General features: G+C 71.0%; 10 protein-coding genes and 3 pseudogenes. 9 read left to right on the top strand and 4 right to left on the bottom strand.

The annotated features are described in order from the left end of the window. Positions 1-125 precede the first annotated feature (125 nt). The gene (locus ACFP2V_RS22100; RefSeq protein ID WP_381215138.1) at positions 126-1,466 is read left to right on the top strand and encodes an IS701 family transposase; all 1,341 of its coding nucleotides are present in this window, start codon (positions 126-128) and stop codon (positions 1,464-1,466) included. An 809-nt stretch (positions 1,467-2,275) separates the two neighbouring features. On the opposite strand, the pseudogene ACFP2V_RS22095 reads toward ACFP2V_RS22100, so the two are convergent. Continuing rightward, positions 2,276-2,611 (bottom strand): annotated as a pseudogene (locus tag ACFP2V_RS22095) (hypothetical protein); the annotation flags it as partial. Positions 2,612-2,764: 153 nt separating this feature from the next. On the opposite strand from ACFP2V_RS22095, the gene ggt reads away from it, so the two are divergent. After that, a complete protein-coding gene (gene ggt, locus ACFP2V_RS22090) occupies positions 2,765-4,579 on the top strand; it encodes a gamma-glutamyltransferase (RefSeq protein WP_381215135.1) in 1,815 nt (604 codons plus the stop codon). Positions 4,580-4,903: 324 nt separating this feature from the next. On the opposite strand, the gene ACFP2V_RS22085 is transcribed toward ggt, so the two are convergent. Beyond that, positions 4,904-7,576, bottom strand: a complete 2,673-nt coding sequence (locus ACFP2V_RS22085; RefSeq protein ID WP_381215132.1) for an ATP-dependent Clp protease ATP-binding subunit — start codon at positions 7,574-7,576, stop codon at positions 4,904-4,906. Positions 7,577-8,010: 434 nt separating this feature from the next. Continuing rightward, positions 8,011-8,778 (bottom strand): type I methionyl aminopeptidase, encoded by a 768-nt coding sequence (gene map, locus ACFP2V_RS22080; protein WP_381215129.1) that lies wholly within the window; start codon positions 8,776-8,778, stop codon positions 8,011-8,013. A gap of 32 nt (positions 8,779-8,810) precedes the next feature. Here map and ACFP2V_RS22075 point away from each other — a divergent pair, with 32 nt between their 5' ends. From ACFP2V_RS22075 to ACFP2V_RS22050, 6 genes and pseudogenes are all read left to right on the top strand, one after another. Continuing rightward, positions 8,811-9,110 (top strand): helix-turn-helix domain-containing protein, encoded by a 300-nt coding sequence (locus ACFP2V_RS22075; RefSeq protein ID WP_381215126.1) that lies wholly within the window; start codon positions 8,811-8,813, stop codon positions 9,108-9,110. 408 nt (positions 9,111-9,518) lie between these two features. Continuing rightward, a complete protein-coding gene (locus ACFP2V_RS22070; protein WP_055598029.1) occupies positions 9,519-10,361 on the top strand; it encodes a nitrilase-related carbon-nitrogen hydrolase in 843 nt (280 codons plus the stop codon). Continuing rightward, positions 10,358-11,644 carry an aspartate aminotransferase family protein gene (locus tag ACFP2V_RS22065; RefSeq protein ID WP_381215120.1) on the top strand — a complete coding sequence of 429 codons (1,287 nt, stop codon included), beginning with the start codon at positions 10,358-10,360 and terminating at the stop codon, positions 11,642-11,644. Before ACFP2V_RS22070 ends, ACFP2V_RS22065 begins: the two co-directional genes overlap by 4 nt. A 169-nt stretch (positions 11,645-11,813) precedes the next feature. After that, positions 11,814-12,287, top strand: a pseudogene (locus ACFP2V_RS22060) (amidohydrolase family protein); the annotation flags it as partial. Positions 12,288-12,429: 142 nt separating this feature from the next. Beyond that, positions 12,430-13,821: a dihydropyrimidinase gene (gene hydA / locus ACFP2V_RS22055; protein WP_381215117.1), complete on the top strand. Its 1,392-nt coding sequence runs from the start codon at positions 12,430-12,432 to the stop codon at positions 13,819-13,821. 43 nt (positions 13,822-13,864) lie between these two features. Beyond that, entirely contained in the window at positions 13,865-14,878 is a 1,014-nt protein-coding gene (locus tag ACFP2V_RS22050) for a TIGR03842 family LLM class F420-dependent oxidoreductase (RefSeq protein ID WP_381215113.1), read from the top strand. Between the two features lie 297 nt (positions 14,879-15,175). Here ACFP2V_RS22050 and ACFP2V_RS22045 read toward each other — a convergent pair. Beyond that, positions 15,176-15,966: pseudogene (locus ACFP2V_RS22045) on the bottom strand (transposase); the annotation flags it as partial. A gap of 70 nt (positions 15,967-16,036) precedes the next feature. On the opposite strand from ACFP2V_RS22045, the gene ACFP2V_RS22040 reads away from it, so the two are divergent. Beyond that, positions 16,037-16,333 (top strand): transposase, encoded by a 297-nt coding sequence (locus ACFP2V_RS22040; RefSeq protein WP_381215110.1) that lies wholly within the window; start codon positions 16,037-16,039, stop codon positions 16,331-16,333. The last annotated feature ends 451 nt before the right edge of the window (positions 16,334-16,784 follow it).

The raw sequence follows: 16,784 nt of genomic DNA, 5'->3' as shown, positions 1-16,784 counted from the left end.
GCACTGCCACGAGCAACCCTTCTCACCTGCACTGTTGCTTCGAGGCTATGACACCGCCCCCTTCAGTTGGAGATCGGCTGGTCCGCTGTAGGTCGGTGATCTGTCGGTGCGGGTAACTGGCCTGTATGCAGGTGAAGTTGCTGGATGTGCCGCTGGACGTCACGGATCTGGAGCGGGCCGAGGAGGTCGGTGACCAGCTGGAGCTTTTGTTGCTGGAGGTCGGCGGGTGCTTCCCACGGGCGGATCTGCGGCGGCGGGCGGCGGCGTGTGCGCGCGGGCTGCTGGCTCCGCTGTCGCGCAAGAACGGCTGGCAGCTGGCCGAGTACGGGGGTGACGCCGAGCCGTGGGGGCAGCAGCATCTGCTGGACCGGGCCCGCTGGGAGGCGGATGAGCTGCGGGACTTCGTGCGCCGCTACGTGGTGGCCAGTCTCGAGGACGGCGGGAGTGGGCCCGGTCCGGGCGGTGCCGGGGTGCTGGTGGTGGATGAGACCGGGTTCGCGAAGAAGGGCCGGGCCTCGGCCGGGGTCGCGCGGCAGTTCACCGGCACGCTCGGCGGGGTCTTCCCCTGCCAGGTGGGGGTGATGGCAGCCTGGGCGACCTCACGCGGACAGGCCCTGATCGACCGGGAGTTGTACCTGCCCAAGGAATGGACCGGGGACCGGGCGCGTTGCCGCGCCGCGCATATCCCCGACCATGTCGCCTTCGCCACCAAGCCCCGCCTGGCCGAGAAGATGATCGCCCGGATCGTGCCCGACCTGCCCGCCGGCAGGGTGTGGGTGACCGCCGATGAGGTCTACGGCCGCGACGGCGCCTTCCGCGCCTTCCTGGAGGAGCGGCAGCTGCCCTATGTGGTGAACGTGCCGTCCGATCAGACGGTGCTGCCGCGTCCGGGCTGGCGTCACCTGGCCCGCCTGATCGAGCGGGTGGCCGGCCAGGAGGACTGGGTCCAGCTGTCGGCCGGCCCCAGCCAGCTGGAATCCCGCTGGTGGCAGTGGTGGGTGCGCCGCATCCCCGACCCCGAGGCGCTGATCGGCACCGGCGGGCAGGACCGGGCCCGGTGGGTGATCGCCCGCCGCCGCCCGGGTGAGGAAGATCCCTCCAAGCGTGACTACTACCTGGCCTGGGGGCCGGAGCAGACCACCGTGGAGGAGCTGGTCCAGGTGCCCGGGGCCAGGTGGCGGGTGGAGGAGGGGATCAAGCTGGCCAAGTCGGCGGCGGGGATGGCCGATTACGAGGTGCGTTCCTGGCACGGCTGGTACCGGCACATCACCTTGGCCCAGCTCGCCGCCGCGTTCCTGGCCGCCCAGGCCGCAGCCGCCGCCAACGAACACGACGGCAGTCCCGGCGCCGACAGCGACCCGCTCGCGGTCCTCGCCCGACTCGCCGAACCAGCGGCGCAGAGAGGGGGCCCACCCCGGCCCCACCAGCAGCAACAGTCTCGCCCCGGTTCCCCTGACGGCCTATGAGATCCGCCGCCTGCTGGCGATCACTACTCCGCAGCCCGCCCGGGCCCAGCCCATCCGACACGCGCTGCACTGGTCAAGATGGCGCCGCTGCCATCAGGCCCTCGCCCGCGCCTGCCACCGCCGACGCAACCACAACAAGGCCCTCACCAGCACCGATGCACGACCACCACCCCACCCTCACCGAACTACAGCGGACCAGTCGATCTCCAACTGAAGGGGTGACGCTCCAACTGTAGACGGTGAGGATGCCCCAGACTCCTGGTCCAGGTCGGCTGGGTGCCCGCAGCGCGGGACGCGGCCGTCCAGCAGGGTCGCCTTCACGCTCGCGTAGGTGGTCTCCGCCTGCACCTCTCGTGATACAGGGTCATCAGGCGTTCGGCGGGGTGCAGGACGGGGTCGGTGAGACTGGTGAGAAGCCGCCACTGCTCACGGCGCACGGTCCCGTCCGCCAGCTTCACTGTGATCTATGCCTCGATGCGGTGGCATGGGGGCCGCGGCACGGGGCGCTGGTCGGAGTACCCGGGTGGGACGGCCGATTTCCTGTGTCGCGCGTTTCGCGCGGAGTTCGACCGCTGTCCCTTGGGCGACCTGTCTCTCTGGGGTGCCGCTTCCCCGCGATTCCTCCACCGTGACGAGCAGCAGCGACTCCGGGACCCCGGAATCAACCCGTGGACGGCAGAACTCGACCCGCACGCCGGGATGTTCGGCGACTGACATCGCTGGTCTTCGACTCAGCTGGACGGACGCCTGGCGTCCAACAGCGTCACCGGCCGATGACTCCATTGTGGGTGTCGCGGAGAAACCCCACCGTTCGACCCGGGACCCCCCACGCAGAACTCCGTGCGCTCACCGAAACCCTGGTGGGCCGCGTCCTGCGTGACCACCTGGACATGCGCCCCGCAGTCCTTGATCAGCGCCGAGAGCTCGAGCAGCGAGAACACGTCGAAACGATGCACGGCCGGTTCCGCCGTGGCAGGATCGCGGTTGACGACGAGGAGCGACTCGGAGTTGTCCGGCAGTCCGAAGAAGGCCTGCTTGCGTCTGAGCTTGCGCTTCCACAGGGAGGTACGGGCGATCCAGCCCAGCGCGGTGAAGAGGCCGGAGGCGACCACACCCAGAACAATGTTGCGTACGTCGTCACTCATGGGCGCGCATGCTAGCGGGCTCGAGCGAACCCGTGTTCGAGACATTCGAGGAAAGAGCGTCCGAGGAGGCCGCGGCGGTACGCCCCACGAGGTTCCTGACGCGGGCATGGCAATGAACTAGGCTGCGCGGACGGCCCTTCAACGGAGGTGCGGATGCGTCATCGTGTCGGACGGAAGCTGACGGTTCTGGCGGCCACCGCCGTCGTGGTCTCGTCGGTAGCGGCAGCGCCGCCACCGGCCGCCGCACAGGGCGAACCCGGCCGGACCCCCGCCAAGACCCCGGTGGCCGTCGGCCACGGCGGAGCGGTCTCCAGCGTCGACGCCGACGCCTCCGCCGCCGGCATCGAGGTCCTCAGAAAGGGCGGCAACGCCGTCGACGCGGCCGTCGCCACCGCCGCCGCGCTCGGCGTCACCGAGCCCTACTCGGCCGGCATCGGCGGAGGCGGCTACTTCGTCCGCTACGACGCCAGGTCCCGCACCGTGCAGACGATCGACGGACGCGAGACCGCCCCGCTGACCGCCGACTCCGGCCTCTTCCTGGAGAACGGCACCCCCGTCCCCTTCGCCCAAGCCGTCACCAGCGGTCTCGCCGTCGGCACCCCGGGCACCCCGGCCACCTGGCAGCGGGCGCTGGACAAGTGGGGCACCAAGTCCCTGCGGACGGTCCTGCAGCCCGCCGAGCGGCTCGCCCGCGACGGCTTCACCGTCGACAGCACCTTCCGCGAGCAGACCGCCGCCAACGAGACCCGCTTCCGTCACTTCCCCGACACCGCCGAGCTGTTCCTGCCCGACGGGCGGCTCCCGGTCGTCGGCACCACCTTCAAGAACCCCGATCTCGCCCGCACCTACGCGGAACTGAGCGGGAAGGGCGTCGACGCGCTGTACCGGGGCGGCATCGGCCGGGACATCGTGAACACGGTCAACGAGCCGCCCGTGGACCCGGACTCCGGCTGGAACGCCCGTCCCGGCGAGCTGTCCGTCCGGGACCTCACGGCGTACCGGGCCAAGCTCCAGCCGCCCACGAAGACGTCGTACCGCGGCCTGGACGTCTACTCCATAGCGCCCTCCTCCTCGGGCGGCACCACCGTCGGCGAGGCCCTCAACATCCTGGAGCGGACCGACCTCTCCCGCGCCGACGACACCCGCTACCTGCACCGACTCATCGAAGCCAGCCGCATCGCGTTCGCCGACCGGGGCCGCTGGGTCGGCGACCCCGCCTTCGAGGACGTACCGACGAAGGAACTGCTCTCCCAGCGGTACGCCGATTCCCGCGCGTGCCTCATCCAGGACGACGCCGTCCTCACCAGCCCGCTCGCCCCCGGTGACCCGCGCGCCCCCGCGGCCTGCGCGACCGGCGGCACCGCGGCCCCGACGACGTACGAGGGCAAGAGCACCACGCACCTCACCACCGCCGACCGGTGGGGCAACGTCGTCTCCTACACGCTCACCATCGAGCAGACCGGCGGCAGCGGCATCACCGTGCCCGGCCGCGGGTTCCTGCTCAACAACGAACTGACGGACTTCTCCTTCGCCCCGGCGAACCCGGCCGTGCCCGACCCGAACCTGCCCGGCCCCGGCAAGCGGCCCCGGTCGTCGATGGCCCCGACGATCGTGCTCGACGGGCACGGCCGGCCGGTCGTGGCCCTCGGCTCGCCCGGCGGGTCGACCATCATCACCACCGTGCTGCAGACCCTCACCGGTTTCCTCGACCGCGGTCTGCCACTGGTCGACGCGATCGCCGCGCCGCGCGCCAGCCAGCGCAACACAACCCGCACGGACCTCGAACCGGGCCTGTACGACAGCGCGACACGGCAGAAGCTGGAGGCCATCGGGCACTCCTTCCAGGCCACCCCGGAGATCGGCGCGGCCACCGCCGTGCAGCGGCTGCCGGACGGCCGATGGGTCGCCGCGGCGGAGAAGACCCGCCGGGGCGGCGGCTCGGCGATGGTGGTGCGCCCGGCGAGGTAGGCCGGAGGGCCTGTCGTGTGGATCGCGCCGGGCTCGCGGGGTCCGGCACCGCGCCTCGCCGCGTTGTCGCCGGTCCCGGGGCTTCTTCCCCGAGCTCTCGGCTTCTCCCCCCACTCTCGGCCCCGCTCGAGCGGGAGGACCCCCATGAGCACTCGAGCGGGAGGACCCCCATGAGCAGGGGAGACCCCGACCGGCTCCCTTCCCCGCCCTGCGGGGCACGACACCGGACCCCGCTCCCTGATCCGGCCTGACCTGCACGAAAGACCCTGGGCCCGCTCGGCGGCAAGGCGCCCGTGCCCCTCGGCGGGAACGGGCGCCCGCAGCTCACTGTCCGGACGGTTCGGGCGCTGGGGGCTCCTCGCGGCCGATGGTGGAATCGGGGTCGGTGCCGGTGCCGGCCGTCGATCCGCCGCCGCCTGCCCCGGCCGTTGAGCCGGTCCTTGTGCCGGCGCCGGGGCCGGTCCCTGCCCCGGCCCCGGCCCCGGTCCGGAACGCGAGGTTCCCGTCAGCCGCGTCCACTGTGACCCGGTCACCGCTGCGGACGCTTCCGTTCAGCAGCAGCCGCGAGAGCTGGTTGTCGACCTCCCGCTGGATGGTGCGGCGCAGCGGCCGCGCCCCGTACTCGGGCTGATGGCCGCGCCGTGCCAGCCAGTCCACGGCCGCCTCGGTGAACTCGACCGTGACGCCCTGCCCCCGCAGCCCGCGCCGCGTCGCCTCCAGCAGCAGATCGGTGATCTGCCGCAGCTCCTCGGCGGTGAGCTGACGGAACACCACCACCTCGTCGATCCGGTTGAGGAACTCGGGCCGGAAGTGCTCCCGCAGCGGCCGCAGGATCTGCTCCCGCCGCGCCTCCTCGTCCTCGTCCGCGCCGCCCGCCGCGAAGCCCAGCGCCCCACCGCGCCGGGTGATGGCCTCCGAACCGAGGTTGCTCGTCATCACGATCACGGTGTTGCTGAAGTCCACCGTCCGGCCCTGGGCGTCGGTCAGCCGACCGTCGTCGAGGACCTGGAGCAAAATGTTGAAGACGTCCGGATGCGCCTTCTCCACCTCGTCGAGCAGGATCAGCGAGTACGGGTGCCTGCGCACCACCTCGGTCAGCTGCCCCGCCTCCTCGTGGCCGACGTACCCGGGCGGAGCGCCGACCAGCCGGCTGACGGTGTGCCGCTCCTGGTACTCGCTCATGTCGAGGCGGACCATGCGGTCCTCACTGCCGAACAGGGCCTCGGCCAGCGCCCGCGCCAGCTCCGTCTTGCCGACGCCGGTCGGCCCCAGGAACAGGAAACTGCCGATCGGCCGGTCGGGACTCGCGAGCCCGGCCCGGGAACGCAGCACCGCGTCCGCGATCACCCGCACCGCCTCGTCCTGGCCGACGACACGCCGGCGCAGATGCTCCTCGAGGCCCAGCAGCCGGTCCTTCTCCTCCTCGGTGAGACTGCTGACCGGGATGCCGGTCTGCCGGGACACCACTTCCGCGACCGCATCGGTGTCCACCACCAGACTCTGGCCCTCGTCGACCCGGCCCTCGCCGCCGGCCTCGGCGATGCGTTCCTTCAGCTCGCCGATGCGGTCCCGCAGCTGGGTCGCCTGCTCGTACCTCTCGTCGGCGACCGCCTGGTCCTTGTCGCAGGTCAGCTGCTCCAACTCCTGCTCCAGGGCACGTACGTCCGTGCCCTTGGTCCGGGACCGCAGCCGCACCCGGGCGCCGGCCTGGTCGATCAGGTCGATCGCCTTGTCCGGCAGGCGGCGGTCGCTGAGATAGCGGTCGGACAGCTCCACGGCCGCCACCAGCGCCTCGTCGGTGTAGCGGACCTGGTGGTGGGCCTCGTACCGGTCCCGCAGACCGCGCAGGATCTCGATCGCGTCGGACGGTGTGGGTTCCGGCACCATGATCGGCTGGAAGCGGCGGGCCAGCGCCGCGTCCTTCTCGATCCGGCGGTACTCCTCCAGGGTGGTCGCGCCCACGATGTGCAGCTCGCCGCGGGCCAGCGCCGGCTTGAGGATGTTGCCGGCGTCCATCGAACCGCCCTCGCCGCCGCCTCCGGCGCCCACGACGGTGTGCAGTTCGTCGATGAAGACGATCAGCCGGTCCGAGTGGGTGCGGATCTCGTCGACGATGGCGGTCATCCGCTCCTCGAAGTCGCCCCGGTAGCGGGTCCCGGCGACCACGGCCGTCAGGTCCAGCACGACCACCCGCCGGGCCATCAGCACGTCGGGCACGTCCCCGTCGGCGATCCGCTGCGCCAGACCCTCCACCACGGCGGTCTTGCCGACGCCCGCGTCACCGATCAGCACCGGGTTGTTCTTGCCGCGCCGGGAGAGTACCTCGATGGTCTGCTCGATCTCCTCCTCCCGCCCGATCACCGGGTCGATGCGGCCCTCGCGGGCCAGCTCGGTGAGGTCACGGCCGTACTTGTCCAGCGTCGGCGTGCCCGTCGCGGTGCGGGGCCGTTCGGCGCGGGGCTGCGCGGGGTCCGGCGCTTCGGGCGGCATTCCGGCGGCGGCGAACCGGGCCGCGTCCAGGATGTGCCCGGCGGCCGAGTCGGGATTGGCGGCCAGGGCGCTGAGCACGTGCTCCGGGCCGATGTATCCGGCTCCGGTCGACCGGGCCATCTCGTGCGCGTCCAACAAGGCCCGCTTCACGGCGGGGGTGAGCGAGAGCGCCGTCGGCGGCGGGGAGCCGTCCGGCCCGTGCTGGACGGGTCCGGACCGTTCGTCGATCTCCGACGCCATCGAGTCGGGGTCGGCGCCCGCCCGGCTGAGCAGGCCGCGGGTCGGCTCGGTGGCCAGCGCGGCGCGCAGCAGGTGCTGGGTGTCCAGGTCCCGGCTGCCGTGCTCGGCGGCGTACTGCGCGGCACCGCGCACCAGCTCCCTGGCCGGCTGGCTCAGCAGCCGGCCGATGTCGACCTGCCGGGGGCGTGGCCCGCCGAAGAAACGTGCGAAGAATTCTTCGAAGGGGTCCGAGCCGTAGCCCTCCGGACCCGTGAACCCGCTGCTCATGGACATCCGTTCCGGCGCCCCTGCGGGATCCCTCCGGGTCGGGCGGAACCGGGAACCTGGAGGAGGCCCGGGGCGCGCTCACTGCTCGACGTACGGTCCGGACGCGGGTGCCCGGCCCTCTCCCGGTTACACACATGCGTGTCCCCGCGGTGCATGTCCCCCTGGTGCGGGTGCCGCCTGCGGCGCGATCGGGAACACCCTCGCACGATCGCTCCGGGCCGGCACCTCGACGGCGGCCCGCAGGACTCGCGGCGCGCCGGTGGCGGAGGCCGTGGGGCGTGCGGGGTGTGCCGAAAGAGGCCGTCGTTCGTCCGGAGCGGGGTGCTCGAGCGGCGCTGAGGGCCGCCAGGCCTCCTCCTCCCGCCGGGTTTGCTGTCCGCCGCCAGAGGCCGGGTCGGAGGCCCGGGCCGTTCGGCGGCTTCCCCGGGGCGCGTTCAGCGGGCGGTGAGGATGCGCGGGCCCGCGGCGGTGATGGCCACGGTGTGCTCGGTGTGGGCGGCCCGGGAGCGGTCGTCGGTGCGCAGGGTCCAGCCGTCGGAGGCGGCGTGGAAGCCGTCCGTGCCGCCGCCCACGAGCATGGGCTCGATCGCGAGGACCATGCCGTGCCGCAGGGGCATGCCCCGGCCCGGCCGGCCCTCGTTCGGGACCGACGGGTCCTCGTGCATGCGGCGGCCGATGCCGTGACCGCCGAAGCCGTCCGGGATGCCGTACCCCGCCGCGCGGCACACCGTGCCGATCGCGTGGGCGATGTCCCCGATGCGGTTGCCGACCACTGCGGCCCCGATGCCCGCCGCCAGGGCCCGCTCGGCGGTCTCGACCAGCCGCACGTCGTCCGCGCGGGGCGTGCCCACGATGAAACTCACCGCCGAGTCGCCGGCCCAGCCGCCCAGCTCCGCGCCGAAGTCCACGGAGACCAGGTCCCCGTCGCGCAGCCGGTATCCGTCCGGGATGCCGTGCACGATCGCGTCGTTGACCGAGGCGCAGATGACGGCGGGGAACGGGGTCGGAGCGAAGGAGGGCAGGTAGCCCAGGAAGGGGGAGGTCGCGCCCGCCCCGCGCAGCACCTCCCGGGCCACCTCGTCCAGCTCCAGCAGGGACACGCCCACGCCGGCGGCCTTTTGTACGGCCTTCAGGGCGTCCGCGACGACCTGGCCCGTCTCGTGCATCGCGTCGATCTCCGTGTCGGTCTTCAGCTTCACCATGCCAATTATTATACCGGTATTAGAATGGCGGCATGGTGCGCACCCCTCTCACCCCCGAAGAGCGCGAACGCGGCGAGCGACTCGGCCGGCTGCTGCGCGAGGCGCGCGGCGACCGCAGCATGACGCGGGTCGCGGCGGACGCCGGCATTTCCCCGGAGACCCTCCGGAAGATCGAGACCGGGCGGGCACCCACCCCGGCGTTCTTCACGGTGGCCGCCCTCGCCCGCGTGCTCGATCTGTCGATGGACGAGCTGGCGTGCCGCTGCGCGCCGGTCGTGCCGCCGGTCGCGTCACCTGTGGCGCCCTCCGCCGTACCGCCGGTCGCCGCCTGAGCGGAAGGCCTCGGGCCGGGTGTTTTCCGGGCGCCGCCGCGCCCGGCGGGCGCACCTTGCCCGCTGCCGGAAAACTCCCCGCAGCGGCCCCGGGGCGCGACGGGCGCTGCCCCCGGGGCGAAGCGCTCCGGTCGTGGTGGAGCCGCGTGAGGGCGGTGGAGACGCTCCCGGTCCGGATCCGGGATTTCACGGACCGCCCGCACAGGCTGCCGGCCCGGCACGCCCTGCGCGCCGCGGGATTCACCGCCCGGCCGCTGCCGGAACTCACCCACCGGAGTGCGAAACATGATCGACTCCGCGGCTTCACGACGATGGTCTTGGCAAGGCCGCCCGAGAGGCTTACGTTCGTCCCTCTACGACCGCTTCTACGGGCGTAGAGGCGCTGACGTCGCGTCGAAGGAGTAGCTCATGGCCAACGTCGTACGTGCCGCCCTGGTCCAGGCCACCTGGACCGGCGACACCGAGTCCATGCTGGCGAAACACGAGGAGCACGCGCGCGAGGCGGCCCGGCGGGGTGCGAAGATCATCGGGTTCCAGGAGGTCTTCAACTCCCCTTACTTCTGCCAGGTCCAGGACGCCGAGCACTACCGCTGGGCCGAGCCCGTGCCCGACGGGCCGACCGTCACCCGGATGCGGGAACTGGCCCGGGAGACCGGCATGGTGATCGTCGTGCCGGTGTTCGAGGTCGAGCAGTCGGGGTTCTACTACAACACCGCGGCCGTGATCGACGCCGACGGCACCGTCCTCGGCAAGTACCGCAAGCACCACATCCCGCAGGTCAAGGGGTTCTGGGAGAAGTTCTACTTCAAGCCCGGCAACCTCGGCTGGCCCGTCTTCGACACCGCCGTCGGCAAGGTCGGCGTCTACATCTGCTACGACCGCCACTTCCCGGAGGGATGGCGACAACTCGGTCTCAACGGAGCCCAGTTGGTCTACAACCCGTCCGCCACGCACCGCGGCCTCTCCTCCCACCTGTGGCAGCTGGAACAGCCGGCCGCGGCCGTCGCCAACGAGTACTTCGTCGCCGCGATCAACCGCGTGGGCCAGGAGGAGTACGGGGACAACGACTTCTACGGCACCTCGTACTTCGTCGACCCCCGCGGGCAGTTCGTCGGCGACGTCGCCAGCGACAGCAAGGAGGAACTCGTGGTCCGGGACCTCGACCTCGGCCTCATCGAGGAAGTGCGGCAGCAGTGGGCCTTCTACCGCGACCGCCGCCCCGACGCCTACGAAGGGCTGGTGCGGCCGTGACCGACGACCTCCTGGGCCGCCACCGCTCCGTGCTCCCCGACTGGCTCGCCCTCTACTACGAGGAGCCCCTGGAGATCACCCACGGAGAGGGCCGCCACGTCTGGGACTCCGAGGGCAACCGGTACCTCGACTTCTTCGGCGGCATCCTCACCACCATGACCGCCCACGCCCTGCCCGAGGTGACGAAGGCGGTCGCCGAGCAGGCCGGGCGGATCATCCACTCCTCCACCCTCTACCTCAACCGGCAGATGGTGGAACTAGCCGAACGCGTCGCCCAGTTGAGCGGCATCCCGGACGCCCGGGTCTTCTTCACCACCTCCGGCACCGAAGCCAACGACACCGCCCTGCTGCTCGCCACCGCCTACCGGCGCAGCAACACCGTCCTGGCGATGCGCAACAGCTACCACGGCCGCTCCTTCAGCGCCGTCGGCATCACCGGCAACCGCGGCTGGTCCCCGACCTCGCTGTCCCCGCTGCAGACCCTGTACGTGCACGGCGGCGTACGCACCCGCGGCCCGTTCGCCCCGCTCGGCGACGACGAGTTCATCGCGGCCTGCGTCGACGACCTCAAGGATCTGCTCGGCCACACCCGCCCGCCCGCCGCCCTGATCGCCGAGCCGATCCAGGGCGTCGGCGGCTTCACCTCACCGCCCGACGGACTGTACGCGGCGTTCCGTGAAGTCCTGCACGCCCACGGCGTGCTGTGGATCTCTGACGAGGTGCAGACCGGCTGGGGCCGCACCGGCGAACACTTCTGGGGCTGGCAGGCACACGCCCGGGGCGGCCCGCCCGACATCGTGACCTTCGCCAAGGGTATCGGCAACGGCATGTCCATCGGCGGCGTCGTCGCCCGCGCCGAGATCATGAACTGCCTGGACTCCAACAGTATTTCGACGTTCGGCGGCACCCAGGTAACCATGGCCGCCGGCCTGGCCAACCTCACCTACCTGCTCGAACACGACCTCCAGGGCAACGCCCGACGGGTCGGCGGCCTGCTCATCGAACGCCTGCGGGCCGTCGCCGCCCAGGTGCCCGCCGTACGGGAGGTCCGCGGGCGCGGGCTGATGATCGGCGTCGAGCTGACCAAACCGGGCACCGACCAGGCCGATCCGCAGGCAGCCTCCGCCGTACTGGAGGCGGCCCGCCGGGGCGGACTGCTCATCGGCAAGGGCGGCGGCCACGACACCAGCGCCCTGCGCATCGCCCCACCCCTGTCCCTCAGCGTCGCGGAGGCCGAGGAGGGCGCCGCCATCCTCGAACACGCCCTGCGGAGCCTCCCGTAGCGGCCCGACGCCCACCCCGGATTTCCCGTGTCTCCCGTGTCTCCCGTGCGGGGGCGAAGCCCGCACAGGAGACACGGGGTTGGGATCGACGTGCGGCTACCGCCGCGCGGACGCGACCAGCCACCGACGACCCGCACCTTTCGACCACGACCCAGCGGAGCGTGCACGCATGAGCCGTACCGTCATCCGTGGTGGCCTCGTCGTCACCGCCTCCGACGAACTCCACGCCGACGTCCTGATCGAGAACGGCCGCATCGCCGCCCTCGCCGCCTCGGGCACCCCGGCCGCGGAAACGTTCACCGCCGGCCGGACCATCGACGCCACCGGGAAGTACGTCCTCCCGGGCGGTGTCGACGCCCACACCCACATGGAGCTGCCGTTCGGCGGCACCTTCGCCTCCGACACCTTCGAGACCGGCACCCGGGCCGCCGCCTGGGGCGGCACGACGACCGTCGTCGACTTCGCCGTACAGAGCGTCGGCCACTCCCTGCGCGAGGGACTGGACACCTGGCACGCCAAGGCCGAGGGCAACTGCGCCATCGACTACGGCTTCCACATGATCGTCTCCGACGTGAACCCGGGCACCCTCAAGGAGATGGACCGGCTGGTGGAGGAGGGCGTCACCTCCTGCAAGAGTTTCATTCGGCCGCGTGACCAGGGGTTTTCTAGCGGAGTAGGCCGTGTGCCGTGCGAGATGGCGGCGTGAGGGGGCGGGTGGGCCGGGGCGTGGTCCCGGCCTGTGTCAGTGGTGGCGTGGTCGGCGGGTATGAAGGGATGGCTGGGAAATGACTCGGACTCTGATTACCGGTGGTCTTGTGATCACGGCCGCGGACGAGGTGCACGCGGATGTGCTGATCGAGCACGGCCGGGTGGTGGCGTTGGCGGCGCCGGGGACGCAGGAGTGGACGGCTGACCGTGTTATCGACGCGTCGCAGAAGTACGTGATCCCGGGCGGGGTCGACGCGCACACGCATATGGAGCTGCCGTTCGGTGGGACGTTCGCTTCGGACACGTTCGAGACGGGGACGCGGGCGGCGGCGTGGGGCGGGACGACGACGATCGTTGATTTCGCGGTGCAGTCGAAGGGCCATTCGCTGCAGGCCGGCCTGAATGCCTGGCTGGAGAAGGCGGACGGGAAGTGCGCGATCGACTACGCGTTCCACATGATCATGTCGGACGTGAACGAGGCGACGCTCAAGGAGATGCCGAAGCTCATCGAGCATGGCATTTCCTCGTTCAAATTGTTTATGGCCTATCCGGGGGTCTTTTATTCGGATGACGGCCAGATCCTGCGGGCGATGCAGGTTGCTGGTGACACGGCCGGTCTGATCATGATGCACGCGGAGAACGGCATCGCGATCGACGTCCTGGTGGAGCAGGCCCTGGCCCGCGGCGAGACCGATCCGCGCCATCACGGGGAGGTCCGCAAGACGCTCCTTGAGGCGGAGGCGACCCACCGGGCGATCCAGCTCGCCCGGGTGGCCGGCGCGCCGCTCTACGTCGTCCACGTCTCGGCCCAGGAGGCGGTGGCGGAGCTGGCGGCGGCGAGGGACATGGGGCTGCCGGTGTTCGGCGAGACCTGCCCGCAGTACCTGTTCCTGTCGACGGACAATCTGGCGGAGCCGGACTTCGAGGGCGCCAAGTACGTGTGCTCGACGCCGCTGAGGCCGAAGGAGCATCAGGCGGCGCTGTGGCGGGGTCTGCGGACGAACGACCTCCAGGTGGTGTCGACGGATCACTGCCCGTTCTGCTTCGTGGGCCAGAAGGAGCTGGGCCGGGGCGACTTCTCGAAGATCCCCAATGGCCTGCCTGGCGTCGAGAACCGGATGGACCTGCTGCACCAGGCTGTCGTCGAAGGGCACCTCACCCGCCGCCGCTGGATCGAGATCGCCTGCGCGACCCCGGCCCGGATGTTCGGCCTCTACCCGCAGAAGGGCACGATCGCGCCGGGCGCCGACGCCGACGTGGTGATCTACGACCCGCACGTCACCCAGACACTCTCGGCCGAGACTCACCACATGAACGTCGACTATTCGGCGTACGAGGGGAAGACGGTGACCGGCCAGGTCGAGACCGTGCTCTCGCGGGGTGAGGTCGTCATCGACCAGCGCAAGTACGTCGGTCACGCCGGCCACGGCACGTTCGTCCCGCGCTCCACCTGCCAGTACCTGGGCTGACCCCCAGGACCTCCCCGCACCGATTTGAACTGGAGGTCCCGCGTTGGACTTCGGACTCGTCCTGCAGACCGACCCGCCGGCGTCGCAGGTCGTCGGGCTGATGCGCCGGGCGGAGCGCAACGGCTTCCGCTACGGCTGGACCTTCGACTCGGCCGTGCTGTGGCAGGAGCCCTTCGTCATCTACAGCCGGATCCTGGAACACACCACGAAGCTGCACGTGGGTCCGATGGTGACGAACCCCGGCACCCGCACCTGGGAGGTCACGGCCTCCACCTTCGCCACCCTCAACGACATGTACGGCAACCGGACCGTCTGCGGCATCGGCCGCGGCGACTCCGCGATGCGTGTCGCCGGGCGCAAGCCCAACACCCTGGCCCGGCTCGGCGAGGCCATCGAGGTCATCCGCGACCTCGCCGAGGGCCGGGAGGCGCTGGTCGACGGCAACCCGGTCCGCATCCCGTGGATCAAGAACGGCAGGCTGCCGGTCTGGATGGCCGCGTACGGCCCGAAGGCGCTGGCGCTCGCCGGCCAGAAGGCCGACGGCTTCATCCTCCAGCTCGCCGACCCCTTCCTCACCGAATGGATGGTCAAGGCGGTACGGAAGGCGGCCCAGGACGCCGGCCGGGACCCCGACGCCCTCACGATCTGCGTCGCCGCGCCCGCATATGTCACGGCCGACGACTCGCCCGATGCCCTGGCGCACGCCCGGGACCAGTGCCGGTGGTTCGGCGGCATGGTCGGCAACCACGTCGCCGACCTCGTCGCCAAGTACGGCGAGCACTCCGCCATGGTCCCCGACGAGCTCACCACGTACATCAAGGACCGTCACGGCTACGACTACAGCCACCACGGCCGCGCCGACAACCCGTCCACCGACTTCATCCCGGACGAGATCGTCGACCGCTTCTGCCTCCTCGGCCCCACCGAGGCCCACATCGACAAGCTCCGGCACCTCAAGGACCTGGGCGTCGACCAGTTCGCCGTCTACGACATGCACGACAACCGCGAAGCCACCATCGACGCCTACGGCACCGACATCATCCCCGCCCTTCGCTGACGAAGTTGTTCGGTCCAGGCACCGATGCAGCTGAACGGGGGACTGTAAAACGTTCGGCCCTGTCTCACATTCGGTGGTGACAGCGCGTCATCACTGATGTGTCTGGTCCGAGCTTCAAGGAGAGCAGCCGCAGACGTGCCATCGAGCAGGGCGAGCACGGCGCCGACGGTCGCGTCACCCGTGCTGGCCTGGGAGTGTCACTACCAGACACGACAACTACTTACCGTCACCGCCGCATGTGAGACAGGTCCAATTTAACGGCTCCGTTCCGTAGTCGGTGGTAACGCTGCGTCCTCGCTATGGGAGGAGGATGCGGTGACGGAGGAGGTCGAATCCGGCACGACCGGGCATCTGGCGCATGATCTTCTTGGTGCGGGTGTTGACGCCTTCGGTGCGGCCGTTGTGGTGGGGCAGGGTGAGGCCGGCGTTCACGGCGGCGCGGTCGAGTTCGAGGCCGTTGCAAAAGCTCTGCAGGTGAGGCAGGTCAGCGGCGCGGACTGCGTTGATCCACTCGGTGAGCCGGGCGTCGTTGCCCGCGGCAGGGGTCAGCAGCTCGACGAAGTCGCGGACGAATTGGGCGAGTTTGGTCATCTCGGGGCACGCGGCGGTGAGGGCTGCCAGGAGGGCGGTCTCCTTGGTGCGCAGGTGGTCGGGGTGGGTGAGCAGGAGCCGGGTGGCGCGGCGTGGGGTGGTCACCGGGCGGTCGCCTTCGGCGCGGCCCTGGTTGAGGTAGCGGTAGAGCAGGCTGAGGCTTCCGGTGTAGCCCTGTTCTTTGATCTCGCGGAACAGGTGGAGGACGGGCACGCCGGGATCGGCTGCGCGCCTTGTGCGCAGGTGGCCGCGGTAGGGATCGACCAGGGTGGGTCGGTACTGGGGGCGATGCGCAGCATGGTCGGCTCGGGGATGCGGGCGTAGCGTTTGACGGTGTTCAGGGCCAGGCCCAGGCGGCGGGAGCAGTCGAGCAGGCCGACGCCCTGGCCGAGCAGGTCGTGGATCTTGTGCCAGCGGTCGCGGGTGGTCTGCTCGCGGACGCCGCCGGGGTGTGGTGGGTTGACAGTGGCCCAGCAGCCGGCGTGGGTACGGACCTTGAGCTGCTCCTGCTTTCGTGGAGTCCCTGAAGCCTGGGTTACGATCCAGGCGTAAGGAGAACCACCAGCAGTGCCAGCACCCCGTAAGTACCCCGATGAACTCCGCGAGCGCGCCGTCCGCGAGGTCCGCTCGACCGGCCGGCCCGTGGCGCACGTCGCCCGCAATCTCGGCATCCACAAGGAGGCCCTGCGGCCCTGGGTCCGCCAGGCCGAGGCCGACGACGGTGAGCGCGACGACCGCCTCACCATCGCCGAACGCGACGAGCTGAAAGAACTCCGCAGGGAGAATGCCGAGTTGAGGCGGGCCAACGAGATCCTCAAAGCGGCCGGCTTAGATTCAACCGGTCAGAGCAACAGCGCTGGTTGAGGACGGTACACGTGGCGAGACTGGGCCGGCCGGGGATGTCGGTGGGGAGGGCAGCTCCATGGTCAGGTGCAGGCGCACCGATCCGGTACGGACGGCAGTGGAGGCGCTGGGTGCCGCCGGTCCGCTCGGGTCGGGCGGGAGGGCGGCGCGCCGGGACTGTGCCGTGCGGCCTGGGCGGCGATACGGGCGACCACCCTGTCCGGGATGACGGTGGTGCCTCGCTCGGCCGGAAGCGGCAGACCGGCGGCCCGCCCTGGTGGGCCGGGCCCTTCGTCGAAGGGTGGGGAGCCGGGCCGGGTCCTCACCGCTGCCTCCGTCCGCGGACGTCGAGGTCGCCCTGCATGACGAGGCCGACGATCAGCCCCGCCGTCCCCAGGGCCAGAACCAGCAGGAATGCCCAGAAGCCGCCGAAGTAACCGGCGAAGCCCAGGGCCATCCCGGCCGCGAGGCC

The sequence above is a fragment of the Streptomyces incanus genome, from assembly GCF_042656345.1.
GTDB lineage: Bacteria > Actinomycetota > Actinomycetes > Streptomycetales > Streptomycetaceae > Streptomyces > Streptomyces incanus.
This window is presented reverse-complemented; position numbering and strand designations above follow the sequence as displayed.